Origin of the sequence: Stutzerimonas stutzeri, assembly GCF_038561965.1 — a bacterium.
GTDB classification, from domain to species: domain Bacteria; phylum Pseudomonadota; class Gammaproteobacteria; order Pseudomonadales; family Pseudomonadaceae; genus Stutzerimonas; species Stutzerimonas stutzeri_AA.
The window spans coordinates 204,808-230,328 of record NZ_CP139348.1 but is presented as its reverse complement, the minus strand read 5'-3'; the positions used below and the strand labels follow the sequence as shown (position 1 = coordinate 230,328).

Below are 25,521 nucleotides of genomic sequence, written 5' to 3'. Positions count from 1 at the left end.
CGGTTCAGAACAGGCTGAGCTGATCGCCCTTAGGCTCCTCTGGCTTGGCATCGGGCAACATTTCGGCGGCTCTGCTGTAGTTCTCATGTAGTGCCAATCGCTCGGCCAAGCCCGCCGCGCGCTCGGCGCGCGTATTGACCGCCTCGGCCAGACGCGCCGGCAGCGCCCAGATCTCGACCTTGCGCTTGGCGCGGGTGATACCGGTGTAGAACAGCGAGCGCGTCAGCAACGGGCTGGGTTGTTCCGGCAGCGCCAGCAGCACTTCAGCGAACTCCGAGCCCTGGCTTTTGTGCACCGTCATGGCGAAAGCGCTGTCGTGGCTTGGCAGCCGCGCCGGGGCGAAGCCGCGATAACCCTCGTCGCCCTCGAAGAACACCCGCAGGCCCTGCTCGGTTTTCAGACACAGGCCAATATCGCCGTTGAACAGGCCCAGCGCGTAGTCGTTCTGTCGCACCATCACTGCGCGGCCGGGATACCAGCGTTCGCGTGCCGGCACACCGAGGCGACGCTTGAAGCGCGCTTCCAGGGCATCGTTGATACCCGTTACGCCAAAGGCCCCTTCGCGCTGGGCGGTCAGCGCGCGAAAGCCGTTGAAGGCTTCGAAGGCTGCGGCTGGATCGGCTTGCCGTGCCGCCTGGAGATAGGGTGCGTAGCCCTGCTCCAGGCGTTCGATCAGCGCCGTGGGGCTGGGTGCTGCATTCCAGGCCAGGTCCGCACGCCCCTCCTGCAGCAACGCGACGGTGCCCTTGGCGTCGCCAGCGTTGATCCGCCGCGCCAGCTCGCCGATGCCGCTGTCTCCAGCGAAGCGATGGCTGTGGGTGAGCAGGGCCACTGCATCGCCCAGTTGCGATCGCGGCGTCTCGACGGGTACGTTCTGCCCGGTAATGCGTTGCAGATCGGCCGCCGCTTGGGCATCGAAACCGCGCCCTTCGCAGAATTCGGCGAACACCGCGCCGGCTTCCACCGCGGCCAACTGGTCCTTATCGCCGAGCAGGATCAGGCGCGCCTTGGGCGGCAGCGCGGCGACCAGCTTGGCCATCAGCGCCAGGTCGACCATCGACGCCTCGTCTACTACCAGCACGTCCAAGGCCAGCGGGTTGGCCGCGTCATGACGCACCTTGGGGCTGTCGCCGCGGCTGCCGAGCAGGCGATGCAAGGTGCGCGCCTCGTCCGGCAACGCATCCTTCACAGCATCGCTGACCGGCAGATCGGCCTTGGCGTTGCGGATCGCCTCGGCCATGCGCGCCGCGGCCTTGCCGGTGGGTGCCGCGAGGCCGATGGCCAGGCGTTCACCACCGGGCTGTTCCAGCAATGCCGCCAGCAGGCGCACCACAGTGGTGGTCTTGCCGGTGCCGGGGCCGCCGGAGATAACCGCGAGGCGTCGGCGCACCGCTTGAGCGGCCGCGAGGCGCTGCCAGTCAGGGCTCTGCTGGTTAAAGGCGAACAAGCGCGCCAGGCTGTCGCTCAGCTGCTGCTCATCCACGTCCGGTGCATCCGCGGCGCGGGTGAGCAACTGCTCGGCCAGCTGTTGCTCATAGGCCTGATAACGGGCCAGGTAGAGCCGGTCGCCGACAAGGGTCAGCGGCGCGTAATCGTCTGGCGCGCCGATCAGTGGCGAAGCCTCAAGCTGCGCACGCCATTGCGCCATCGAAGGCAAAGCCAGGTCGACTTCAGGCCAGGGTCGCTTGCCGGCGAAACGCTGGAGCGGCAGGCAGACGTCTCCGGACGCCAGGGCTTCGCAACACAGCGCAGCGGCGAGCAGCACCGACTCGGATGCGTCCGGTTCGAGCCGCTGCAGACTGGCGACGAATGCGCGTTCCAGCGGGCCAAGGGGTATATCGGAGCGAAGCGTCATCGGGTAGGCCTCGATACAGAAGGTGCCAGACGACGGGCCCAACGGTGGACTGAAGCGGAACGCCACCCAGCCCCCCCTACGGAGATATCCGGGCGCACCACCCGTAGGGTGGGCTTCAGCCCACCGACGTGCTCAGCAGGATGAGCGCATTGAACAGACGCAAACTGCGACCCGACGATTTCTACAAAACCTACGTGCATCACCGCCCCTCCTCGAACAGCCGATCCAACGCATCGAGCAGTGCGTCATCTGGTCTCGCAAAGTAGACGCCGGCTTCCGGCATGCCGCGCAGGAACAGGTAGAAGGCGCCGCCGAGCTGTTCGTTGTGGAAATCCGCCAGGCGCTGGCGCAGGAAACGACGCAGGGCGACCAAGTAAATCAGGTATTGCAGGTAGTAATGCTCGCCTGCCAAGGCCTGCAGCAGCCGTTCACCGCCGTAGTAACTCGCATCCGGGCCGAGCCAGTTGGATTTGTAGTCGGCGATATACCAGCGGCCGTCGTGCTCGAAGGTCAAGTCGATGAAGCCTTTCAGAAAGCCCTTGAGGCTGTCGAACTCCAGCCGCGCCGCTGCCTCGCGCAGGGGTGCGGCGAGGCCATTGGCCGGATCGACCAGCAGGCTGCGCAGCCGCGCCACGTCCAGGTCCCGCACCGGGAAGGTGAAGCCCAACTCGGGCAGGCGTCTGGCAGACTGCAACGCAGCGAGGGTCAGGCCGGCGCCGTTCATATCAGTCTCCAGCACCTTCTGCAGATGGCCGGTGGCGATCTCTTTCCATTCCAGCGGCAGACCGTAAGCCTGCAATGCGGGCTCGACGAGTTCCGCCAGCTCGCCTTTGCCCCGCGCCCAGTCTTCGAGGATCGCGTGCAAGCAAGTGCCGGCGCGGGCGCCGCGAGGAAAGGCGAAAAAGCCGCTGCCCGGCTCGCCAGCATCGGGAATCGCCAGGGCATCGCGGTCGGGCGCTTCCATGTGCATGCCGGCCGCAAGGCCGGAAAAGCTGCCGATCCGCCAGGCGCTGTGCAGGCTGCGATTGAGCTGCGACAGCTGAGCCGGTGGCGCTGCCCGGCCCGGTCCTTGAGCGCTGGCTTCGCGCTGCTCCAGCGACAGGCAGGCCATATGGCCATCGCTGTGCTGAACCAGCCGCTCAATGGCCAGGCGCAGACTGCCGCCGTTGAAGTCAGCCAAGTAGTTGCCCAGCTCGCTCAACGGTTGCTCACCCGGAAGTTCGCGCCCATGCAGCAGCCAGGCCAGGGCGCTGCTGTGCAGGCCTTCATCGGCAAGCGTGCCGTCCTTCTTCGGCTTGCACAGGTTGACCGGCCCCCAGTGCAGCCAGAGCCGATCACGGGCACGAGTCAGGGCAACGTAGGCCAGGCGCAGCTGTTCGGCGAAGACTTCCTGGCGGGCGCGTTCGAGGTTGTCCTCAAGTTCTTCGCTGCCCAAATCCAGCAGCGGCTGGCCGTTGGCATCGTGGCAGCGGGCGCTGTCGCGGTTCTTGCCGAGCAGCTTGCCGTCCCACAGGAAGGGGCAGTACACCAAAGGGTATTCCAGGCCCTTGCTGGTGTGGATGGTGACGATCTGCACCCGTTCGGCATCGCTTTCCAGGCGCAGCAAGGCTTCCTCACCGGTCCCCTCGCTGCCGCGCTGTGCATTGAACCAGGCGAGCAGCGGTTCGAGCCCCGGTCGCAGCAGGCTTTCGGCTTGCAGCAGTTCGCCCAGGTGCAGCAGGTTGGTCAGCCGGCGTTCGCCATCGACCCGCGCCAGCAGCCGTTCGGCCACCGCTTGTTCATCGAGCCAGGCCCGGAACACACGCATGAAGCCCTGCTGCTGCCAGAGCTGGTGGTAGCGCTCGGCAGCCTCGCGCTCGGCGTCCCACTGCTGCTGATCATCCTGGCAACGGGCGAGATCGGCGGCGCTGCGGCCCAGCAGGCGCGTGGCCAGGGCGTAGCGCAGCAGGCCTTCACGTCCGGGTTCAGCGTAGGCGGCCAGCACCGCGGCAAGTTCAGCGGCCTCCTCGCTGCGCCAGACACTGTCACGACCACGGCGCACGCTGGGCACACCACGTGCGGCCAGTTCATCGGCGATCATCCCGGCCTGGCGATGGTTAGCTACCAGCACGGCAATGTCACCGCCCTTGAGCGGGGTAAACACGCCGTCCTTGTCGAAACCAGCACGACCCTCGGCGGCGCCCGCCAGTTGCAGGGCGATACGCCGCGCAGTGTCGCTCGCGGCTAGCGGTGCGGCCTCACCCTTGCCCAGCGGATCGTCGCCCAGCCAGACCAGCGAGAGCGGCGCTGCTTCGGCCTCTTCCACCAGCCGCAAGCTCGCACGCGGCTTGTCGGCCGCGCCTACTGCTGGATAGCGCAGATCAGGTTGGGCGAACGGCTGCGGATGATCGAACAGCTGGTTCAACGCGGCGATCAGCTCGGGCGTCGAGCGATAATTGGTTGGCAGGTTGAAGGGTTCGCGATCCGCCTGCTGCTTGGCGGTCATGTAGGTCGCCAGGTCCGCACCGCGGAAGGCATAGATCGCCTGTTTGGGATCGCCGACGAAGCACAGCGACGCCTCGCTGGCCCTGGCATAAATGCGGTTGAAGATGGCGTACTGGATCGGGTCGGTATCCTGGAATTCGTCGATCAGCGCCAGCGGGTAGGTCGCACGCAGCGAGGCCGCCAGGTCTTCGCCGACCGGACCGAGCAGCGCCTGGTCCAGGCGATTGAGCAGGTCGTCGAACGCCAGCAGTCGCTGCGCCGCCTTGCGCTCGGGCAGTTCGCGGTTGAGCCGTTCCAGCAGCGCGACCTGCAGGGCAATCAGCCGTTGCTTGCCGGCCGGCAGCGCTTCGGCGACCTGGTCGGCCAGTTCGTCCAACGCATGGGCCAGCTCGCAGACCGGCGCGTCATGGCCCTTCTTGCACGCCTTGGTCAGCGCGCGGACACCGAACTTGGCGGCGCCGTCGGGCAGGTCGAACATCACCGCCGGATCGGCGAAATAGGCGTCGAGCTCAACCTGCCAGGGTGCGAACTTGATGCTTTTGTGCGTGCTCTGGCTGAGCCCACCATGGGCCAACAGCTCGGCAACCCAGGCGGTGCCTGCTTGCTTCCAAAGATCAGCGGCGCGCTGCCAGGCGGCTTCTACCGGGCGCAGATCGGCGGCAACCGGCGCACCCTGCGGCTCGACCCGCAGATAGGGCTTGCCCAGATGGCTGCGCAGGCGCTGACGTAACCACACCGGCGTGATCCGGCTCTTCGCCAGAAAGCGCGCCCAGGCCGGGTCGGCATCGGCCAGTTCGCTGCGCCAGGCGTCAGCGAGCAGCGCGTCGATGATCTCGCGATCGTCGGCGGTCAGCTCACTATCGAAATCGCCACCCGCTTCAAAGGCCGCATCCTGCAGGGCACGTTGGCAGAAGCCATGGATAGTGAAGATCGCCGCCTCGTCGAAACCGTGCACGGCCAGCAGCAGGCGTCGCCGCGAGGCTTCGTCCGGGTAGCGAGCATGAAGATTGTTGAGGAAATCGTCATCGCTGGGCGTGCCCTCGTAGACCGCCAGCAAATCGGCCAGCCGCGCGCGGATGCGTTCGCGCAGCTCGGCGGTCGCCGCAGTCGTGTAGGTGACCACGAGAATCTGCCCCACCGACAGCTGCCGCTCCAGCAACAAGCGGGCATAGAGCGCGGTAAGCGTCCAGGTCTTGCCGGTGCCGGCGCTGGCCTCGATCAGTGAGCGGCCATCGAAAGGCGAATCGAGCAGGTCGAGTTTCATGCTTCCTCCTCGTCTTCAGCCAGGGCGTCAAGCGCAGGGCCGATCAATTCCTGAGCCAGGCTTTCGAACCGCTCATCCAGCGGATTGCGGTCGCGGAAGGCCAGCGTGTTCCAGGGGTCTTCGGACTCGGCGGCGATGGGGCTGAACTCGGCGCCCAGCCAGGCCTCGCGGGCGCGCTTGCGGCCACAGTCAAGCGGCTCGCTGCCGCGGGCCGGCTTGCGATAGCCCTTGGCGAAGGCATGACTGCTGCGTGGCAGCAACGGCAGCGGTTCGCGAATGGCGCAGCGATAGGCCTCAAGCCAGGGTTCCAGCAGCTGCGCGGCATTGGCCAGCGGCGCCAGCTGCCAATCACCAGCGGGCGACAGCATCAGGCTGTGGCGCTCGATGCCGGGCGTGGCTGAGAGGTTGAGCAGCAGATGACGCAGCCAGAATGGCGGCAGGTCCCATTCGCCCAGTCGACCCAGCTTCCAGCCGAACAGTCCGGCCGGGGTCACCCCGTCGAGCCAGCCATGCACGCGCACGCCGGCCAGGGTGATGTCCACCGGCAGCGGCTCGGGCACCGCGTCCGGGCGCAGTTCGAACAGGCGCGGCGCGAAGGCACGCACCGGCCCGCGCAGCTTGCCCCACAGCGCCTGGCCCAGTTCGCCGGTGGGTAGCCAGCCGGCGGCACAGGCCATGCGGCGTTCTTCTTCATCGCTCCAGCCATGTTCCATCGCCTGCAGCGACAGGCGTCGCAGGCCATTCCAGGCTGGCATTTCCAGATCGAACGGCTCGTCACTGGCGAGCGATTCCTGGCTGTCGGCCAGGCGCAAACCGAGGCGTTGCTCGAGCAGGAAGCGAGCCGGATGGCGGAAGCACTGCAGCAGCTGCGACGGCTCGAGGGTCAGCCACGCCTCGTCGGGTTCGGCGAGCAGGCTGGCGAACGGCTGCGGCTGGGTTTGTGGCGGCTCGGCGAGGCGTTGGGCGGCGCGGAACCAGGGCAGCGAATAGCCGGCACAGGGCGCGTCGCCGAAATTGCGCGGTGAGAACGGCTGCAGCGGGTGGGCGACAAGAATTTTCTGGCTGGCCGTCTTGGCTGCGGACTGGCCGGCACTCTCGGAAGCGCCAGCAACGGGCAGTTCGGCGGTCATGTCCACCGCTTCAAGCACTTCGCTGAGCAGCACCGAGGGCGGCAGCACGGCGTTGTCGCGCGGGTCGCGGCCAACATAGGACAGGTACAGCGCCTCGCGCGCCGAGAGCAGGGTTTCCAGCAGCAGATAGCGGTCGTCCAGCCGCCGTGCCCGATCCCCGCGGCGCGGATGCCGGCCGATCAAGTCGAACCCCGACGGCGGGGTACGCCGTGGAAAGGCGCCATCGTCCAGGCCGAGCAGGCAGACCACGCGGAACGGCAGGCTGCGCATCGGCACCATGGTGCAGAAGGTCACCGCGCCGGTGAGGAAGCCCGAGGCGCCGCCGCCCTGCTGCAAGGCTGCGCTGAGCTGCTGGTGTACCAGTTCCAGCTCGATGGGCCGGGTCAGGTCCGCCGCCTGCGCCTGGTCGCGCAATGCGGCACAGGCCTGGGACAGTAACAGCAGCGTGTCGCCGGCTTCCCGCTCGTCGAACAGCATGTCGATCAGGATTTGCAGATCATCCGCCCACTCGGCCAGCGGGCGTGGCCGGGCCAGCTGATCAGCCAGCGTGCCGAGCCGTTCGACGAACTCCACCAGCCGCCCCAGCAACTGCCCACGCGCACCCTCAAGAGCATCCAGCGGCCAGTGTTCGCCGAGCAATGGCGCGTTGTCGCCAGCCAGTTGCGGCGGCGCGGCAAAGCCCAGCAGCAGCCGGTCCAGCCCCTGACGCCAAGTAAAGGCCGATTCGTCCGGCAGCCCGAGACGTACCCGCTGGCTGCCGTCGCGGCCCCAGCGCACGCCGGCTTCGCGCAACCAATCACGCAGCAGCGGCAGGTCTTCGCTTTCGATCCCGGCGCGACGGGCAATCGCCGGCTGCTCAAGCCAGGCAAGGACTTCTTCGGCGGCGAAACGGCTCTGCGCCAGCATCAGCAGTTCGAGGAAGGCCTCGATCAGCGGCATCTCGGCGCGCAGGCTGCGATCGGCGAGGCTGTAGGGTATCCGCGGGCTGCCCTCACGCGCCGCGAACACGGCTTCGATGAACGGGGCGTAGCGTTCGATATCCGGGGTCAGCACCACCACTTGGTCAGGCGTCAGTGCAGGATTGGCAGCGAAGCGTGCCAGTAGCTGGTCATGCAGGATTTCCACTTCGCGCACCGGCGAATGGGCAATGTGCACTTCCAGCGAGCGGTCATCCTCGGCCAGGCTGATTCGCTCACCCGGTTGCCGGGTGCGCAGGCGCAGGATGTCGTTCTGCAGCGTGTGCAGCAGGCTGTCGTCGCGCAGGTCTTCGTCTTCGGAATAGAGGCCAAACTCCTGACTGCCCTCGCTGGCGGTCAGGCTGAACAACGAGTCGAAGAAGTCGCGGCCCTGTTTGCCCAGACTAGCCAGCAGCGGGTGGCCGACATCCAGATACCAGTCGTCAGCGCCGCTCTCGGGCTGGCGCGCCAGCTCGCGAATATCGCGAATCTCGCCCCAGGCCTCGCGGCTCGGGTTGAGCGCGCAAACCACCACGTCGATATGCCGCGCCAAGCCATCGAGCACGCGCAAGTGGTGCGGTGGCAGGCTGCTGATGCCGAACACCAGCAACCGCTCGGGCAGGCCAGGCAAGGCTTCGTCGCTGTAGAGCCGCTGCAGCAGATCGTCGAGCAGACGGGCGCGGTGCGGGTGGCCGTCCTTGGTCAGTTCGCGCCAGAGCAGCGCCTGCCAGGCCTCGTCCGGGCCGAGATCAAAGGTTTCGCCACGCTCCCAGGCGGCCAGCCAGTCGTCGCGATAGAGCAGGTATTGGTCGAAGACATCGGCGATCTTGGCCGCCAGCGACAGTCGCCGGCGCTCGTCGCCGCCATCGAGGTACTGCGCCAGGCGCGGCGCCAGCTCGAGATTGGTCGGTTCACAGAGCCAGCCATACAGGCGCCAGGTAAGCGTCGTCGGGGAGAACGCCGACTGCTCCGGCAGGCTGCCCAATACCGTGCGGCTCAGGTCCCAGACGAACTTGGCCGGCAGCTGAATCTCCAGCTGCATGGCGATGCCCTGCTTGCGCGCCAGCTCCAGGGTCAGCCAGCGGCCCATGCCCTGGCTCGGTACCACCACCAATGCCGGGGCGAAGGGGTCAGCGAGCGGCTGGGCGAGCAGGCGCGTGGCCAGTTCGCCGAGGGTTTCGAGGTCGGGGGCATGGTAAAGGCTGAGCATGAGCACACCGTTTGAACGAGAACCGCTAGGTTACAGCCCGCCTCCGACAGGAGCGAGCCGGCGATTTCAGTCTGCATTCGCCATGCGACAGCTCATGTCGCGGTGCGTCTCCTCCTTTCGCCCTGCCCTTTTGCTTCTCTCGACCAATATCAATTGCGCCGCGGCTGCCTAGCATGGGGCTACGGGGCGGCCGCTTAGCCGCCCGCCATCAGGTCAGGAGTCGTTCATGAACCGGAACCGCAAGAAGCTGCTCGCCCTCACTCTATCTGCCACGCTGGGCGCCATGCCGCTGCTGCTGCACGCACAGGAGCCGGCCCAGGAACGCAAGCTCGGCTCGGTGGAGCGCAACCACGCCAGCCAGGCCCGCGCCCTGCTCGACCAGGCCGTCCTGACATTTCAGGCCAAGGGCCCAGAACAGGCACTGACTGCTTTCAACGATCGCAACGGCGAGTTCGTTCACGGTCAGTACTACATCTTCGTGCTCGGCGAGGATGGCACCATGCAAGCCAGCAGCGGCCCATCGGCCAGCCTCGTAGGGCTGAACGTTGGCGAGCTCAAGGACGCGGCAGGCAAGTCGTTCATCCGTGAAATCCTCGACAAGTCGACGAAGCAGGACAGCGGCGAAGTCGAATATAAGTGGCTCAACCCCGCCGACAACAAGGTCGAGAACAAGATCAGCCAGTTCCGCAAGGTCGGCGATCACGTGCTTTGTGTCGGCTACTACATCCCCCGTGCCACTGCCGAGCGCGCCAAGGTGCTGCTCGACCGCGCCGTGCAGCAGGTCAAGGACAAGGGTGCCGACGCCGCCTTCCGCAGCTTCAACGATCCGCGTGGCGGCTTTGTCTTCAATGACGAGTACGTCTTCGTGATCGGCCTGGATGACGGTCGCTATCGCGCCAGCGGCAGCTCGCCGAGCCTGGTGGGCGTCGATGTACGCAACGTGAATGACGCTGCCGGCAAGCCATTGTTCAAGGAGATGATCGAGCTGGCGCGCAAGCAGGGCTCCGGCAGCGTCGACTACGTCTGGCGCAACCCGGCGACCAATGCGGTCGAGCAGAAACACACGCTGATCCAGCGGGTCGACGACGTACTGCTCGGCGTGGGCTACTACACCCGCCCCTGATCGGCACAGCAGGCTCCATGACGATTCGGTGAACGTGGCCGGCGGGCCAGGGTCAATCGAATATCCCCGGTATAGCTCTGCGTCCTTGTGACGCAGGCTTTTGTCGTTGCCGCTCGCCGGGGCAGGAGCCCGACCCATGCTGACCCTGTTGCATCTGTTGTCGTCCATCGCCCTGCTGGTCTGGGGTACGCATATCGTGCGTACCGGGATCATGCGGGTGTATGGCTCGCATCTGCGGCGGGCGCTCGGCCAGAGCATGGGCAATGCCCCGCTGGCCTTCGGCGCCGGTATCGGGGTGACGGCATTGGTACAGAGCAGCAACGCCACGGCGTTGCTGGCCATCTCATTCGTCGCCCAGGGCCTGATGGCGCTACCTACGGCGTTGGCGATCATGCTCGGCGCGGATGTCGGCACCGCGCTGATGGCCCGCGTGCTCACTCTCGATCTTTCCTGGCTATCGCCGCTGCTGACGCTGGTTGGCGTAAGCCTGTTCCTGTCGCGCAAGCAGAGCCGTGTCGGCCAGATCGGACGGGTGCTGATCGGCCTCGGCCTGATCATCCTTGCCCTGCAGCTGATTGTGCATGCCGCCGAGCCGATCACCGAGGCGCGCGGCATGCAGGTGCTGTTCTCCTCACTGGCCGGCGACACCCTGCTGGCGGTGCTGGTGGGTGCGCTGTTCGCGGTGCTCTCGTATTCCAGCCTGGCCGCCGTGCTGCTGACCTCGACGCTGGCGGGCGCCGGGCTGATCAGCCTGCCGGTGGCGCTCGGGCTGGTGATCGGCGCCAACATCGGCAGCGGTCTGCTCGCCTGGTTCAATGCCAGCCTGCAACCGGCCACGGCGCGCCGGGTGGCGCTGGGCAATCTGCTCTACAAGCTCGCCGGCCTCGTCGTGCTGCCATTTCTCGGCGCGCTGGTGGTCTGGATGGACAGCCTGGGCTACAGCGCGCAGACCCAGGTGATCGGCTTTCACCTGGTCTACAACAGCCTGCGTTGCCTGATCCTGCTACCGACCGTGAAGCCGATGAGCCGGCTGTGCGAGTACCTGCTGCCGGAACGGGCGCTGGAAAATGGCGTGGCACAGCCGCGGCACCTCGACCTCGCCGCGCTGGAAACCCCGAGCCTGGCGCTGGCCAACGCGGTCCGCGAAACCCTGCGCATCGGCGACATGGTGGAGCTGATGCTGGCGCGGCTGCTGGAGGTGCTGCGCGAGGACCGGCCGGAGCCGGGCGACGAGATTCGCCGTCTGGACGACGATGTCGATGCGCTCTACAGCGGGGTCAAGCTGTACCTGGCGCAGATGCCCCGCGAGGACCTGGCCGAGCAGGAAGGCCGGCGCTGGGCGGAGATCATCGAGCTGGCGATCAACCTCGAACAGGCCGGCGACATCATCGAACACATGGCCAGCAAGGTGCAGAACCTCAAGACCTCCAAACGCCGCTCATTCTCCGACAGCGGCCTGGAGGAACTCGGCCAGCTACACGGCCAGCTCAGCACCAATCTGCGCCTAGGACTGTCGGTGTTCATCTCCGGCGATTCCCACGGTGCCCGCCAGTTGCTGCAGCACAAGCGCCAGTTCCGCAAGCTGGAGCGCGAGCTGGCGCATTCCCACGTACATCGCCTACACCGGCAGGTGGTGGAGAGCATCGAGACCAGCGCCGCGCATCTGGAGCTGATCGCCGATATGAAGCGCCTGAACTCGCTGTTCTGCAGCGCCGCGTATGCCGCGCTGGAAGGTTCTGGCACAGGCAAGGCGCGCGGGCCAGCCGAAGCCCCGCGCGATGTCATTGCCAACGAGCCCCACCTGCCGGGGCGGCCGGCCTAGACGCTGGCGCTGCTGCGCTGCCAGGCGCGAAACAGCGGCTCGGCGAGAAACATCACCAGAAACAGCCTGAGCACCTGCACCGCCGTCACTAACGCCACCGACAGCTGCAAGGCTTCGGCAGTCAGGCACAGCTCGGTGATACCACCGGGCATCATGCCAAGCATCAGCGACACCGGGTCCAATGCCGTCGCCCAGCCCAACGCACCACCTAGCGCGGCGGCGATCAGCATCGCCAGCAGGGTGAACAGCAGAATGCGCAGGAGGAACGCCGGCGCGCTGCGAAAGAATGGGCGATCGAAATGGCAGGCCAACGAGCAGCCGATCAACCACTGCCCCAGCGCGCCGGCCCAGCCCGGCAGACCGATGTGCAGGTCGAACGCTACGCTGGCCACGGCGCAGGCAGTCAGCGGCCCGAGCATCCACGGATTGGGCTGATTCAAGCGCTTCCAGATCAATGCCAGCAGGCCACCGGCCGGCAGCAGCAGCGCCAGCCAGACCCAGCTCACCGGTGCGGGTGGTGGGGCCTTCATCGCTGGCAGGCCCCAGGTAAACAGCGCCGGCACGATCAGCACCACCAGCAGCAGGCGCAGGCTGTGCGCCGCGGCCACGCGCGCCGGTTCGGCCTGGTGCCGGTTGGCGAGTACCACCATCTCGCTGGCGCCGCCCGGCATGCTGGCGAAGAACGCGGTGGCGCGATCCGTGCCGCTGCGCAGCAGGATGAAAAGGCCGATCAAGCCGAGCAGCAAGGTGCCGACCGCGCCGGCGAGGATCACGCCGAAGTGCGCCAGCACCTGCTGCAATACGTCGCTGGTGAAGTGCAGGCCGATGGCGCTGGCGACGATCCATTGCCCGGCCTGCCGACCCCGCGGCATCTCCGCCACCAGCCAGCCGCTGCAGCGCACCGCAATCACTGCCAGCAGCGAGCCGACCATCCACGGCAGCGGCCAGTTGGCCAGGCTCGCCAGCCAGCCGCCGAACGCACCGATCAGCGGCGTCGCCCACCAGGCCGGCAGCCGCTGGCGCATATCAGGCCTGTGCCTCGAGCGCGTTGCTGCGACGACGCTTGAGGTACCAGCGCAGCCCCGGCATGGCCAGCATCGCTACGGCCAGCGCCCACAGCGCAAGGGTAATCGGGCTGCCATACAGGATGCCCAGCTCACCATTGGAGATCGACAGCGCGCGACGCAGGTTGTCTTCCATCATTTCGCCGAGAACGAAGCCGAGGATCAGCGCCGAGAGCGGGAAGTCCAGCTTGCGCAGCAGGTAGCCGAACACCCCGAGGCCGACCATCAGCACCAGGTCGAACACCGTGCTGTGCACCGAATACACGCCGACCATGCTGATCACCGTGATCGTCGGTACCAGCACCCAGTTCGGCACGCTGAGCATGCGCGAGAACAGGCCGACCAGCGGGATGTTCATGATCAGCAGGATCACGTTGCCGATGAACAGCGAGGCGATCAGGCCCCAGACCACGTCCGGCTGCTGTTCGAACAACAGCGGGCCGGGGGTGATGTTGTACAGCGTCAGCGCGCCGATCATCACCGCCGTGGTGCCTGAGCCGGGTACGCCGAGGGTCAGCATGGGGATCAGCGAGCCGCAGGCCGAGGCGTTATTGGCCGCCTCTGGCGCGGCCAGGCCGCGCAGGTCGCCGTCGCCGAAGCGGCCCTTGTCGCCGGCCATGCGCTTCTCGCTCATGTAGGTCATGGCGCTGGCGATGGTCGCCCCGGCGCCCGGCAGCGTGCCGATGACGAAGCCGGCGACAGCACTGCGCACCATGGTCCAGAAGGTGAAGCAGAACTCCTTGAAGTTGAACAGCAGCCGGCCGCTGGCCTTGACCGCCTTCTGCCCGCTGTGGGTCTTCTCGAGCATCAGCAGGATCTCGCTGACGCTGAAGAAACCGATCACCACGATGACGAACTGGATGCCGTCGGACAGGCTGACGCTGCCGAAGGTGAAGCGATACACGCCGGTCGTCGAGTCGACGCCCACGGTAGCCAGCGCCAGGCCCATCAGCGCGGCCATCAGCGTCTTCAGCGGCTTGTCGCCGACCATGCCGCCAAGGCAGGCGATGGCGAAGATCATCAGCACGAAGTATTCGGCCGGGCCGAAGGCCACCGCCCACTTGGCCAACAGCGGGGCGAACAGCACCACGCCGCAGGTGGCGATGATGCTACCGACGAACGAGCTGACCGCCGACAGCGACAGGGCGATACCGGCCTTGCCCTGGCGCGCCAGCGGATAGCCGTCGAGGGTGGTCATCACCGCGGCAGCATCGCCCGGTACGTTGAGCAGGATCGCCGAGATGCGCCCGCCGTATTCACAGCCCAGGTACACCGCGGCCAGCAGGATCAGCGCGGTTTCCGGCGGCAGGCCAAGGGCAAAAGCCAGCGGTAGCAGCAGCGCCACGCCATTGATCGGGCCGAGGCCGGGCAGGAGGCCGACGATGGTGCCAACGAACGCACCGAACAGCGCCACCAACAGGTTGGTCGGCCGGGTGGCGACGTCGAAGCCCTGCATCAAGAAATTCAGTGTTTCCATTTCAGCTCTCCAGCAGACGCAGCAGGCCAAGCGGCAGCGGCACGTCCAGCAGGTAATCGAACAGCCCGTAGAGCAGCACACCAAGCAGCGCACCGCTGATCAGGCTGGGCCACAGGCGACCGTTGAACAGCAGGCCGAGGGCGAAACCGGCCAAGGCGGTGCTGATCACGAAACCGAGAATCTCGAACAGCAGCGCGTAGACCAGCAGGACCAGCACGCACAGCACGGCCCGCTGGGCCTTTGTGCGGTCGAACGCCGGCGTCGGCTCGCCGTGCGGCTTGATCAGCAACCACAGCGCGCCGCAGAACATCAAAAACAGCAGCAGCAGCGGATAGGCGCGCGGCCCGACCGGGTCGTAGGCGAAGGGTGCCTCGAAGCTCCATGCGAGCAGGGCGAGGCCGGCGCAGGCGAGCAGCCACACCGCGGCGAAGACACGTACGTACATGACGGGATACCTCAGGTTCGACGGCCCAGCGCATGCCGGGCCAGCCGTACGACCCGCGGGCGCGGGCCGGTTCGCGTTACTTGACCAGACCGAACTCGCCGGCCAGTGCCTTGTAGTCCTGCACCTGCTTCTCGACGAAGGCTTTCAGCTCATCGCCGGTCATCGACAGCGGAAACAGGTCGCGTTGTTCGCGCAGCTTGGCGAAGTCCTCGTCGCCGAGCAGGGTGTCGAACTGGGTCTTCCACCAGTTGAAGTCATCATCGGAGACTTCCGGGCCCATGTAGAAGCCGCGGATCACCGGCCAGCTGATGTCGTAGCCCTGCTCTCTGGCGGTTGGGATGCCGTTCAGCTTGCCGGGCAGGCGCTCGTCGGAGAGCACGGCGAGGATGCGGATCTTGCCGGCGTCGAGCTGCGGGGTGACTTCGCCGAGGCCGCTGGAAGTCACCTGCACGTGACCGCCGAGCATGGCGGTGAGCGTTTCGCCGCCGCCTTCGAAGGCGACGTAACGCAGCTTCTGCGGGTCGACGCCAGCAGCGCGGGCGATCAGTGCGGTCTGCATCCAGTCCTGGCCGCCGATGGTGGCGCCAGCGCCGAATACCACGCTGCCCGGGTCCTTCTTCACCGCGGCGATCAGCTCGTCGAGGTTCTGGTAAGGCGCATCGGCACGCACCGAGATGGCGCCATAGTCGGTGCCGACCGCGGCCAGCCAGCGCACGGCCGTTTCGTCATAACGACCGAACTTGCCCTGGGCGAGGTTGAGCAGCGAGCCGCTGGAGAAGGCGGTGATGGTGCCCGCATCCGCCGCACGCTGGGCGACCACGGCGTTGTAGGCCACCGCGCCGACGCCGCCGGGCATGTAGGTGACGCGCATCGGCGCCTTGAGCAGGCCGCTGTCCTTCAGGCCGCTCTGCGCCAGCTTGCAGGTCAGGTCGAAACCGCCACCGGGCTTGGCCGGGGCGATGCATTCGGGGCGCTTGGGATCGGCCAGCAGCTGGCTCGAGAGCAGCAGGCAGGACGACAACAGGGCGATACGGCTGATTCTGGTTTTCATGGGTAGGTCCTCTGTTCTTATTGTGGGCCGGGTTTACCAGATCGGCAGGCTGTAGCTGACGATCAGACGGTTCTCGTCGGCATCACGGGCGAAATCGGAGCGGAACATCGCATTGCGCATGCGGACCGCGACGTTCTTCAGCGGACCGCTCTGCACCACGTATTTCAGCTCGATGTCGCGCTCCCACTCGCTGCCGTTGCTACCGCCTGAGTACTCGGCGTTGTCGCCGGAGATGTAACGGGTCAGGAAGGTCAGTCCGGGAATGCCCATGGCGGCAAAGTTGTAGTCGTAACGGGCCTGCCAGGAGCGCTCGTCGGCGTTGGCGAAGTCGTTGATCTGCACAAAGTTGACCAGGAACGGATCGCTGCCATCGAGGTAGGCATAGCCGGTATCGCCGCGCATCTGTTGGTAGCCGAGGCTGACCTTATGCCCGCCCAGGCTGTAGCCGAGCATGCCGTTCCAGGCCTGGTTGTCGATCTTGCCGGCATTCGCCGCGCCGGTGTCATCGCTGAACATCACACGCAGATCGGCGCTCAGCGCGGAGTTGTCGGTCAGCGGCTTGACCGCCAGCAGGCCGAAGAAGTGCTGGCGGTACACGTCATCCAGCTCGCCGAAGTAATAACGCCCGGTGAGGTTCTTGTTGAAGACGTATTCGGCGCCAGCGAAGGTCAGGTGATCGGCCTCGGCGGCGCTGGCGAAGCGGCTATTCTTGTTGTTCAGCTGCAGGTCCTGAGAGTTGGTCGAGGCGCGGTCGATGACCTTGTCCAGGCGACCGCCGATCAGCGTCAGGCCTTCGATGTCCTTGGAGGTCGCTGTGCCGCCTTCGAACACCTGCGGCAATGTGCGGCTGTCGCTGGCCTTGACCACCGGCATCTCGGAAATGTGCGAGCCGTAGCGCAACTCGGTTTCAGCGATTTTCGCCTTGGCAGTCAGGCCCAGGCGGCTGAACTCATCCGGCGTGCTGCCGTCGTCGTGTACCGGCAAGAGGTCGGTGCCGGTGCGGCCGCCACCGGAGTCGAGCTTGATGCCAAGCATGCCCATGGCATCGAGGCCGACGCCGACCGTGCCTTCGGTGAAGCCGGACTGCACATCGAGGATGAAGCCCTGAGTCCACTCTTCACGCTTGGATTGGCCGGTGCCTTCGCGAAAATCACGGTTCAGGTAGATGTTCTGGGTCTGCAGGGTCGCGCTACTGTCTTCGATGAAGGCAGCCTGGGCCAGCGGTGCAAGCGAGGCGGCGGCAACGGCGAGAGCGAGACGTGCAGGAGCGGGTGAGCGTCTGACAGCAGTCAGCATCGGGGTATCTCCACTATTGTTTTTGTTGTGACGGCGACGTGCGCCGCGCGGGGTGGTTCGAGCCACCTGCGAGCGATCCTAGGCCGTCAAGCTTTCACCAGCCTTTCAGCAGTGAAAGCCAGCAGCGACGTTAAAGTTCTGCCGCTACACTGGCGCTCCGCCGCAAACGCAGAGGACAGGCAATGCGAATTCTTCTGGTCGAGGACCACCCCCAGCTGGCCGAGAGCGTGGCGCAGGCATTGCGTGCAGCCGGTTGGACCGTCGACCTGCTGCAGGACGGCGTCGCCGCCGATCTGGCGCTGGCCAGCGAGGATTACGCATTAGCCATTCTGGATGTGGGCCTGCCGCGGCTGGATGGCTTTCAGGTGCTGGCTCGTCTGCGCGAGCGCGGCAAGACGCTGCCGGTGCTGATGCTCACCGCCCGCGGCGAAGTCAGCGACCGCGTTCACGGCCTCAATCTCGGTGCCGACGATTACCTGGCCAAGCCGTTCGAACTGTCCGAGCTGGAGGCGCGGGTCAAGGCACTGCTGCGGCGCAGCGTCGGTGGCGGCGAGCGACAGCAGCGCTGCGGGGTGCTGGTCTACGATCTGGATGCCCGGCGCTTCGCCCTGGCCGATGAACCCCTGACGCTGACCTCCCGCGAGCAAGGCGTGCTCGAGGCGCTGATTGCCCGCCCCGGCCGCGTGATGAGCAAGGACCAGCTGGCTGCCCAGGTATTCGGCCTGGACGAGGATGCCAGCGCCGATGCCATCGAAATCTACATCCACCGCCTGCGCAAAAAGCTCGAAGGCCAACCGGTGCGCATCGTCACCTTCCGCGGTCTGGGTTATCTGCTTGAGGCACTCGATGGCTGAGCCGGCACTCGCGGGCAGCCTGCGCGCCCGACTGCTGCGCCGGCTGGCTGTCCTGCTCGCGTTGCTGTTGCTGTTCGGTGGCTGGAGTGCCTACTGGAACGGCCGCGCCGCTGCCGACACCGCCTACGACCGCACGCTACTCGCCTCGGCCAGGGCCATCGCCGATGGTCTGGTCACCCATGAAGGCGCGCTACGTGCGAACGTCCCCTACGTGGCGCTGGACACCTTCGCCTACGACAGTGCCGGGCGCATCTACTATCAGGTGCTGGATATCGAAGGGCGCCTGGTCAGCGGCTACGAGCACCTGCCGGCACCGAGCGCCGACACGCCGCGCACCGATGATTACCCGGCACTGGCGCGCTTCTACGACGGCGAGTTCCAGGGCCAGGGCGTGCGTCTGGTCAGCCTGCTGCAGCCAGTCAGCGAACCCGAAGTCAACGGCATCGCCGAAATACGTGTGGCCGAGACCCTCGGCGCCCGCGAGCGCATGGCGCGTGGCCTGCTTACCGATACGCTGTGGCGTGTCGGCCTGCTGGCGATTGCCGCACTGGTGCTGGTATGGCTGGCGGTCAGCGCCGCGTTGCGGCCGCTGGGCAGGCTTAGCGAGGCGGTGCAGGAACGTGCGCCAGACGATCTCCGGCCGCTGCCGCTGGTCAACGTGCAACGCGAACTGAGGCCATTGGTGGCCGCGCTCAACCAGTTCACCGAGCGTCTGCGCGGACAGTTCGAGCGCCAGGCACGCTTTATCGCCGATGCTTCTCACGAATTACGCACACCGCTGGCAGCGCTGAAAGCACGAATCGAACTGGGCCTGCGCGAAGCGGAACCGGCGACCTGGCGCAGCACGCTGGAAGACGCCGGGCAGAGCACCGACAAGGTCATCCATCTGGCCAACCAGCTGCTCTCGCTGGCGCGTATCGAAAGCGGTGCGCAATCCATTGCCGAGGGCGGCGCGCAACGTCTGGACCTGTCGCAACTGGCCCGCGAACTCGGGCTGGCAATGGCGGCATTGGCACACAAGCGTGGCGTTGCCCTGGCCCTCGAAGCGGAGGCGCCGGTGTGGATCGACGGCGAGCCGACGCTGATCAGCGAGCTGCTGAGCAACCTGCTGGACAACGCCCTGGCGCATACGCTGAATGGCGGCAACGTGGTGCTGCGGGTGCTCGACGGCGCCGTGCTGGAGGTCGAGGACGACGGCCCCGGCATTCCCGCCGCCGAGCATGACCGCGTCTTCGCCCGTTTCTACCGCCGCGACACCGGCGGGCATGGCGCCGGGCTGGGATTGGCCATCGTCGGCGAAATCGTCCGCGCCCACCGCGCCAGTATCAGCCTGGATCAAGGCGAACTCGGCGGTCTGCTGGTGCGGGTCAGCTTTATCCCGCCCGAGGAATGAATATTGGTTTCAGGCGGATCGGAATGAGCCATCGGAAAGCAGACTGCTGGCCTCAACGATGCAGTTACGGCCGCGTCGCTTGGCCTCATAGAGCGCATCGTCAGCGGCGCTCAGCAGTTCCAGCGGCGTTACCGTAGCGCTCGGGTCGAGCGTCGCCACGCCAAAGCTGATCGTCAAGGTGACGCGCTGACCATCGCATTCGAGCTCAAGGTCTTCTACGTCCTGCCTCATCCGCTCGGCCAGCAGTGCTGCCTGCGGGCCATTGGTCGCCGGCAGCGTGATGACGAACTCTTCACCGCCATAACGCGCCGCGACATCGCCGGCTCGCTGGCAATGCTGCTTGAGTACCGCGGCGACCCGGCGCAGACATTCGTCGCCAAACGGGTGGCCGTAGGTGTCGTTGACGCGCTTGAAGTAATCGATGTCGCCCAGTAGCACGGTCACCGCCGTGCCGCTACGGCGTCCACGATGGACTTCATCTTCGAGTAGCTGATCGAACTGCCGGCGATTGGCAAGCTGTGTCAGAGGGTCGGTGGAACTCAAGCGAAGCAGTTCAGCATTTGCCAACTCCAAGCCGTGGCGGACCTCCTCGAGTGCCCTCGTACGCGCCACAACCCGAGTTTCCAGTTCTTCGTTGGCTCGCTGCTGAATTAGCAGCGCCTGCTGCTTGGCTTGGAGATGCTGCTCGCGCTCAGCGGCCAGGCTGCGCGAGGTCTCCAGCGCTAACTGCTGGGCACCGATGCGCTGGTTGCGCTCAAGGTTGATTCGTTCGGCGAGCGCCATGGACAGCAGCACAAACTCGATGAACATCCCTATCAGCTGCCCATGGAGTGTCAGCCGATTAAGCGGCATGTAGCCCCATAGGGCCAGGAGGTGGATGACGGTAAACCCCAGCAGCGCTATCCACGCAATGCTGAACAACCGCGCCGAAACATTGCCACGGGCCCAGAGCGTAAGCGTCACAGCCAGGCTTATCAGGCAATAGGGCAGCGCGACGTATTCCATAAAAAGCCAGTGCGCTTGTGTTGGAACCAACAGCACTGCCAACAAGACCATGACCCAGTAACAGCCCAACACCCGAGTGATGTGCCAGACCCAGCCGCCGTACTGGCGAATCTGCAAAAACCGCACGACGAACAGAAGAGGTGTGAGGAAACACAGGGTGGCTGACAGCGTGTAGAAGCGCGCCGAGAACGGCGGTGCACTGGGCCACAACACCAGCTGGCCAAAGCCGCTCATGGTCGCTATGTAAAACATCGCGCTGAGCAGGTAGAACACGTACAGCAGATAACTGAGATCACGCGTAAACAGCATCAGACTCAAGTTATACAGCACGATAACTATCATGCCGCCAAAGAACAGGCTGAACAGTGCGGTATCGAGGACTTTGCCTTCGATAAAGCCTGCTTCGTCGACCAGCTCCATCGGCAGCACCATCAGTTCGCTGGCCTGCAATTGCAGATAGACCATTGCCTGCTCGCCGGGCTGCAGGCTCAGCGGAAACACCAGATTATGATCAATCACCGGCCGCTGGCTGACTGGAAGCGTATCGCCAGCGACCATCGGCTCGCTCCATCGGTTCTGCAGAGGGTAGTAGACCCGCGCCGTCACCCGGTCGAGTACTGGCCACTTGAGCACCAGATGCCAATTGGTCGTGCTTGCGTGGTGGTTATGCACTGAGAATCGCATCCATGCGCCTGCAGGCGGTCGGCCAAGATTAGGCACACGCATTGGCTGCCAGCCCCAGTCCATGCGCGCCTGGTCAAAATTGGCGTCGAGTCGGCCAAGCGCAAACTGCGGCTGGCCAACTAGCAGCCCCGGGGCGTTTCGACTGTCTATCAGCGCATCGTTTTCGGCCGCAGCTCGTCCCGGCGTAGCACCGAGCAGGAGCATGAAGCACAGGATTAGCAGCGCATTGAAGGGCATCGATTTCTCATGGCCGGCAGCGGCGCCGGAGCGTCAACATACGTCGCGATACGACGCGCGCTCCAGCGTCTGGACAGAGCGTCAAGCAGGTCATTGTATGTAACTTTATGTATATAAAGCGCGCCGCCATGGCCTTTATAACTAGCTCAAGCACGCATTGCCGGCTAGGCGCACAGATTAAGTGCACTCCGGCCAGCTGCTGGCGCGGCTCATTCCGGTAAAGGGGAGAAGGCCTGAATGTGCTCGGTAACGTTGATGCCAGAGGCCTGCACTACCTGATTGCGACCATCGTTTTTGGCCTGATAGAGCGCTGCATCTGCCGCCGCCAGCAAGTCATCCGGTGAGCTGCGCGAGGGTGTCAGCGCGGCAACGCCTAGGCTGATGGTGAGCGCCACCGGCTGGTCGCCATGGTGCAGCCGAAGTCGTGCGATATCGCAGCGGATCGACTCCGCCAGGGCAACGGCTTGCTGCGCCTCGAGGCCCGGCAGCAACACGACGAACTCCTCGCCGCCATAGCGCGCCGCCAGATCGCCGGCACGCTGGCAATGCGCGGCCAGCACTGCCGCAACCTGCCGCAGGCACTCGTCACCGAAGGGATGCCCGTAACTGTCGTTAACGCGCTTGAAGTGATCGATATCGGCCAGCAACAGCGACAGCGGACTACCGCTGCGCCGCGCGCGTCGGATCTCCTCGTCGAGCAGCTGATCGAAGCGCCGACGGTTGGCCAGTTGGGTTAGCGAGTCGGTGGTGCTCAGGCGCATCAGCTCGGCATTAGCCGCTTCCAGCCCCTGACGGGCATCCTCCAGTGCCCGGGTACGCTCATAAACTCGCGCTTCCAGCGCCTCGTTGGTACGCAGCTGCAGCTCCAGGGCCTCATGCTTGGCCTGCAGATGCAACGCGCGCTCCTCGGCAAGCGACTCCGATGTCTGCAACGCCAGTTGCTGTGCGGCTATACGGCGATTTCGCTCGACATTGATGCGCTCGGCCAACGCCATGGAAAGCAGGACGAACTCGGTGAACATGCCGATAAGCTGGCCGTTCAGGGTCCAGGCGTTGAGCGGTAACGTGCCGTTGAGCGCCAGCAGGTTGATGACGGTGAAACCCAGCAAGGTGCTCCAGGCGATGCTGAACAGCCGGGCGGACGGATTGCCGCGCATCCATAGATTGAGCGTCACCGCCATGGTCACCACGCAATGCACCAACGCAACGGTATCCATGAACAGGAAGCGCGCCAGCGTTGGCGCCAGCAGGAGCGTGAGAATTGCACAGCCCCAATAGGCCGTCAGGGTCATGGAAACCGTCCAGACCCAACCGCCGTAGCGCCGTATGCCGAGGAAGCGCATGGCGAAGAGCATCGGCGTGAAGAAGCACAGCGCCGCGGAAAGGCCATAGAAGCGCACCGACAGTTCGGGAATTTCCGGCCAGAGATAGAGCTGGCCGAAACCGGTGATGGTCAGCACGTAGAACACTGCGCTCAGCAGGTAGAGCACGTAGAGAAAGTAGCTGCGGTCGCGGGTAAAGATCAGCAGGCTGCAGTTGTACAGGACGATTACCAGGATGCCGCCGAAGAACAGGCTGACCCAGGTGACGTCGCGGATCTTGCCCTCGATCAGTTGCGTCTCATTGAGCAGCTCCAGCGGCAACGCCAGCGTTTCTCTGGCCTGCACCTGCAGATAAACCACTGCACGTTCACCCGGCGGCAGCTCGAGCGGGAAAACGAAGTGATGGTCCGCCAGCGGCCGGCTGCTGATCGCCACGGCATCGCCAGCCAGCATGGACGGCCCCCAGCGCTCGGTGTCCGGGTAATGCAGGCGTACCGCGACGCGGTCTAGCACCGGCCATTTAAGCAACAGGTACCAGCGTTTGGCCTCGCCCCCGTGGTTGTCCAGCCTGACGCGCAACCAGGCACCGTCAGGCTGCTTGCCGAGATTGGGCTTGGTCAGCGGCTGCCAGGGCAGGTCTGCCGATGCGATCTCGGCGAAGTCCGCCGCGGGTTTGCCGAGCACATATTCCACAGTGCCGACGTGCAACGGCGACTCAGCGCGCGTTTGCAGCACCGGAGATGCAGCCGAAACATTGGCGACCCAGGACAGCGCAGACAGGCAGACAATCAACAGTAGGAAAAAGGAGCGAATCATGCGGGTGCCTCGGAGGCGCTGCAGCGGCTGGCACAGTGCCAGCGAACCGGCGCCATTAATTAAGCACCGGTGCGCGCATAATGCCACCTTGCCATCACGCTGTCCCGCACGGGCAGACAGACTGCACAGTCAGGCCCGTTTCCTCGCCCAGAATTGCTGCACCAGGCCAAGCATTCCGTCGGCAATGGGCAACCCCGATGGCGCTGCCTGCGATGAGTTGCCGTAACAAGCCCGCTGGTGCAGGCGAGGGCTGCGGTCGGCGCCTATGGCAGCGCGCCAGATTGGATCACTCCGGTCATTTCAACTGCGCCTGCGTGTCCAGAACTGCTGCACCAGCATTTCCATGCTGTTGGCCAGATCAGCGACACCTGATGCGCTCTGGCGGCTGCGCAAGCCGCTCTCGACGTGCCGATCAGAACCGCCACGAATGCTCACGATGTTCTGATTGATGTTCTCGCTGACGGCGCTCTGCTGCTCGACGGCTGCGGCGATCTGCTGGCTCATGTCGCTGATCTCGTTGACCCGGCTGTTGATGCCCTGCAGCGAGCGTGCTGCCTGGGCCGCCTGCTCGACGCTCTGCATGGCCTGCTCGCGGCTGCGCTGCATAACCTCGACCGCCTGGCGCGCGCCGCCTTGCAGCGCGCCGATCATGCTGTTGATCTCCTGCGTCGATTGCTGAGTGCGCGAAGCCAGGCTACGTACTTCGTCGGCCACCACCGCGAACCCCCGACCCTGCTCCCCTGCCCGCGCCGCCTCGATGGCGGCGTTCAATGCGAGCAGATTGGTCTGCTCGGCAATCCCGCGGATCACGTCGAGTACTTTGGTGATGTCTTTACTGTGCGCTTCCAGCTCATGGATCACGTCACCTGCCTGCTGAATATCCAGCGCCAGTTGGCCGATGGCGGCACCAGTGCGATTGACCACTTCCGTGCCGGTGGCCGCCTCGCTGTCTGCACGGCTGGCTGCTTCCGCGGTGCGCTGAGCGTTGCTCGCCACTTCCTGCACACTGGCCGCCATCTGGTTGATCGCCGTGGCGACCTGATCCGTCTCAACCTGCTGGCGAGATGCGCTTTGCGCGCTGCTTTCCATCGCCCCAAGCAGTTCTTGCGCATGTTGGCTGAGCTGGCGAGACGCGTCGCCTATCCGACCAACCATGGCGCCAGCTTCGGTTTCCAGCATCTTCATGGCGAAAGCGATCTGGCCGTACTCGTCGCGCCGGCCGGCATAGATCAGCTGGCCCACCGGATTGTCGCCTAACTGGCGGGCCTGCTCGGCAAGGCGCTGCAGCGGCGCCAGCGCCATATAGACCAATGCACTCGAGCCCAGCGCAGCCCCTGCAGCGATGGCCAGTGCGGCCAGGTGACCGAGACCGCCCAACAGGGAGCCGGCGATCACACATGCGGCGGCACCCAAGGCGGCTGAAAAGGCCACGCGGCTACGGGCGCTGATGGGTGTACGGCGCAGCGACGCCGGGGGTCGCTTATCGCGCAGCTGTGCGTACAACTGTTCGGCTGCGGTGACCTGCGCCTGCTGCGGCTTGGTGCGTACCGACTGGTATTCGACGACCTTTCCGTTACGGCTGATCGGCGTCACGAATGCGCTGACCCAGTAGTGGTCGCCGTTCTTGCAACGGTTCTTCACCATGCCCATCCAGGACCTGCCTGCCCGCACGCTGCCCCACAAGTCGGCAAACGCTTCGGTGGGCATGTCAGGGTGGCGGACAATGTTGTGATGCTGGCCGATCAGCTCGCTTTCTTCGAAGCCGCTGATCTTGATGAAGTCCGGATTCACATAGGTGATGTCACCGCTGAGATCCGTGGTGGAGAGGATGTTGGCGGTATCGCTGATGGAAACGTCGCGGCCAGTGACCGGCAGATTCGTGCGCATGGTGGCTCTCGTAAACAAGGCAAAACGTCGTCTGTTCCGCCATGCACGTCTCGGTCGGGGCATCCAGCGATGCCCTCGCGCTCCTGCCAGTTCACCCTGCGGTGATCGCTTCCTGCTTTCGGACGGCCCAACGGGTCGTTGTATCG

At 65.4% G+C, this 25,521-nt stretch carries 15 protein-coding genes; 4 read left to right on the top strand and 11 right to left on the bottom strand.

All coding sequences use genetic code 11. The features are described from left to right. Positions 1-4: 4 nt before the first annotated feature. The 3 genes from recD to recC all read right to left on the bottom strand — a co-directional run bounded on the left by recD (position 5) and on the right by recC (position 8,899). On the bottom strand, positions 5-1,855 hold the full coding sequence (recD, locus tag SM130_RS00990; protein WP_102823982.1) for an exodeoxyribonuclease V subunit alpha: 1,851 nt from the start codon (positions 1,853-1,855) through the stop codon (positions 5-7). A 199-nt stretch (positions 1,856-2,054) separates the two neighbouring features. Then, the gene (gene recB, locus SM130_RS00985) at positions 2,055-5,603 is read right to left on the bottom strand and encodes an exodeoxyribonuclease V subunit beta (RefSeq protein WP_102823981.1); all 3,549 of its coding nucleotides are present in this window, start codon (positions 5,601-5,603) and stop codon (positions 2,055-2,057) included. Further along, entirely contained in the window at positions 5,600-8,899 is a 3,300-nt protein-coding gene (recC, locus tag SM130_RS00980) for an exodeoxyribonuclease V subunit gamma (RefSeq protein ID WP_102823980.1), read from the bottom strand. The genes recB and recC overlap by 4 nt, the downstream gene beginning before the upstream one ends. Positions 8,900-9,125: 226 nt before the next feature. Here recC and SM130_RS00975 point away from each other — a divergent pair, with 226 nt between their 5' ends. Continuing rightward, positions 9,126-10,022 (top strand): cache domain-containing protein, encoded by an 897-nt coding sequence (locus SM130_RS00975; protein ID WP_102823979.1) that lies wholly within the window; start codon positions 9,126-9,128, stop codon positions 10,020-10,022. A gap of 136 nt (positions 10,023-10,158) precedes the next feature. Beyond that, positions 10,159-11,844, top strand: coding sequence for a Na/Pi cotransporter family protein (locus SM130_RS00970; protein ID WP_102823978.1), 1,686 nt, complete (start codon positions 10,159-10,161; stop codon positions 11,842-11,844). On the opposite strand, the gene SM130_RS00965 is transcribed toward SM130_RS00970, so the two are convergent. From SM130_RS00965 to SM130_RS00945, 5 genes are all read right to left on the bottom strand, one after another. Next, positions 11,841-12,869 carry an AbrB family transcriptional regulator gene (locus SM130_RS00965; protein ID WP_102823977.1) on the bottom strand — a complete coding sequence of 343 codons (1,029 nt, stop codon included), beginning with the start codon at positions 12,867-12,869 and terminating at the stop codon, positions 11,841-11,843. The two genes, SM130_RS00970 and SM130_RS00965, sit on opposite strands and share 4 nt — an antisense overlap. A 1-nt stretch (position 12,870) precedes the next feature. Further along, positions 12,871-14,385, bottom strand: a complete 1,515-nt coding sequence (locus tag SM130_RS00960; RefSeq protein WP_102823976.1) for a tripartite tricarboxylate transporter permease — start codon at positions 14,383-14,385, stop codon at positions 12,871-12,873. 1 nt (position 14,386) lies between these two features. Then, positions 14,387-14,830, bottom strand: a complete 444-nt coding sequence (locus SM130_RS00955) for a tripartite tricarboxylate transporter TctB family protein (RefSeq protein ID WP_102823975.1) — start codon at positions 14,828-14,830, stop codon at positions 14,387-14,389. A 76-nt stretch (positions 14,831-14,906) separates the two neighbouring features. Then, entirely contained in the window at positions 14,907-15,881 is a 975-nt protein-coding gene (locus SM130_RS00950) for a Bug family tripartite tricarboxylate transporter substrate binding protein (protein ID WP_102823974.1), read from the bottom strand. A 33-nt stretch (positions 15,882-15,914) separates the two neighbouring features. Then, a complete protein-coding gene (locus SM130_RS00945; protein ID WP_102823973.1) occupies positions 15,915-17,177 on the bottom strand; it encodes an OprD family porin in 1,263 nt (420 codons plus the stop codon). Positions 17,178-17,359: 182 nt separating this feature from the next. Between SM130_RS00945 and SM130_RS00940 the strand changes: the two genes are divergently transcribed. After that, positions 17,360-18,031 carry a response regulator gene (locus tag SM130_RS00940; RefSeq protein ID WP_102823972.1) on the top strand — a complete coding sequence of 224 codons (672 nt, stop codon included), beginning with the start codon at positions 17,360-17,362 and terminating at the stop codon, positions 18,029-18,031. Further along, positions 18,024-19,424, top strand: a complete 1,401-nt coding sequence (locus tag SM130_RS00935) for a sensor histidine kinase (RefSeq protein WP_102823971.1) — start codon at positions 18,024-18,026, stop codon at positions 19,422-19,424. Before SM130_RS00940 ends, SM130_RS00935 begins: the two co-directional genes overlap by 8 nt. A gap of 9 nt (positions 19,425-19,433) precedes the next feature. Here the strand turns inward: SM130_RS00935 and SM130_RS00930 are convergent, their stop codons facing one another. The 3 genes from SM130_RS00930 to SM130_RS00920 form a co-directional block, all read right to left on the bottom strand. After that, positions 19,434-21,350 carry a sensor domain-containing diguanylate cyclase gene (locus SM130_RS00930; protein WP_256044881.1) on the bottom strand — a complete coding sequence of 639 codons (1,917 nt, stop codon included), beginning with the start codon at positions 21,348-21,350 and terminating at the stop codon, positions 19,434-19,436. A gap of 209 nt (positions 21,351-21,559) precedes the next feature. Then, positions 21,560-23,488: a sensor domain-containing diguanylate cyclase gene (locus SM130_RS00925; protein ID WP_102823970.1), complete on the bottom strand. Its 1,929-nt coding sequence runs from the start codon at positions 23,486-23,488 to the stop codon at positions 21,560-21,562. A gap of 300 nt (positions 23,489-23,788) precedes the next feature. Continuing rightward, entirely contained in the window at positions 23,789-25,375 is a 1,587-nt protein-coding gene (locus SM130_RS00920) for a methyl-accepting chemotaxis protein (RefSeq protein WP_102823969.1), read from the bottom strand. Between the last annotated feature and the right edge of the window lie 146 nt (positions 25,376-25,521).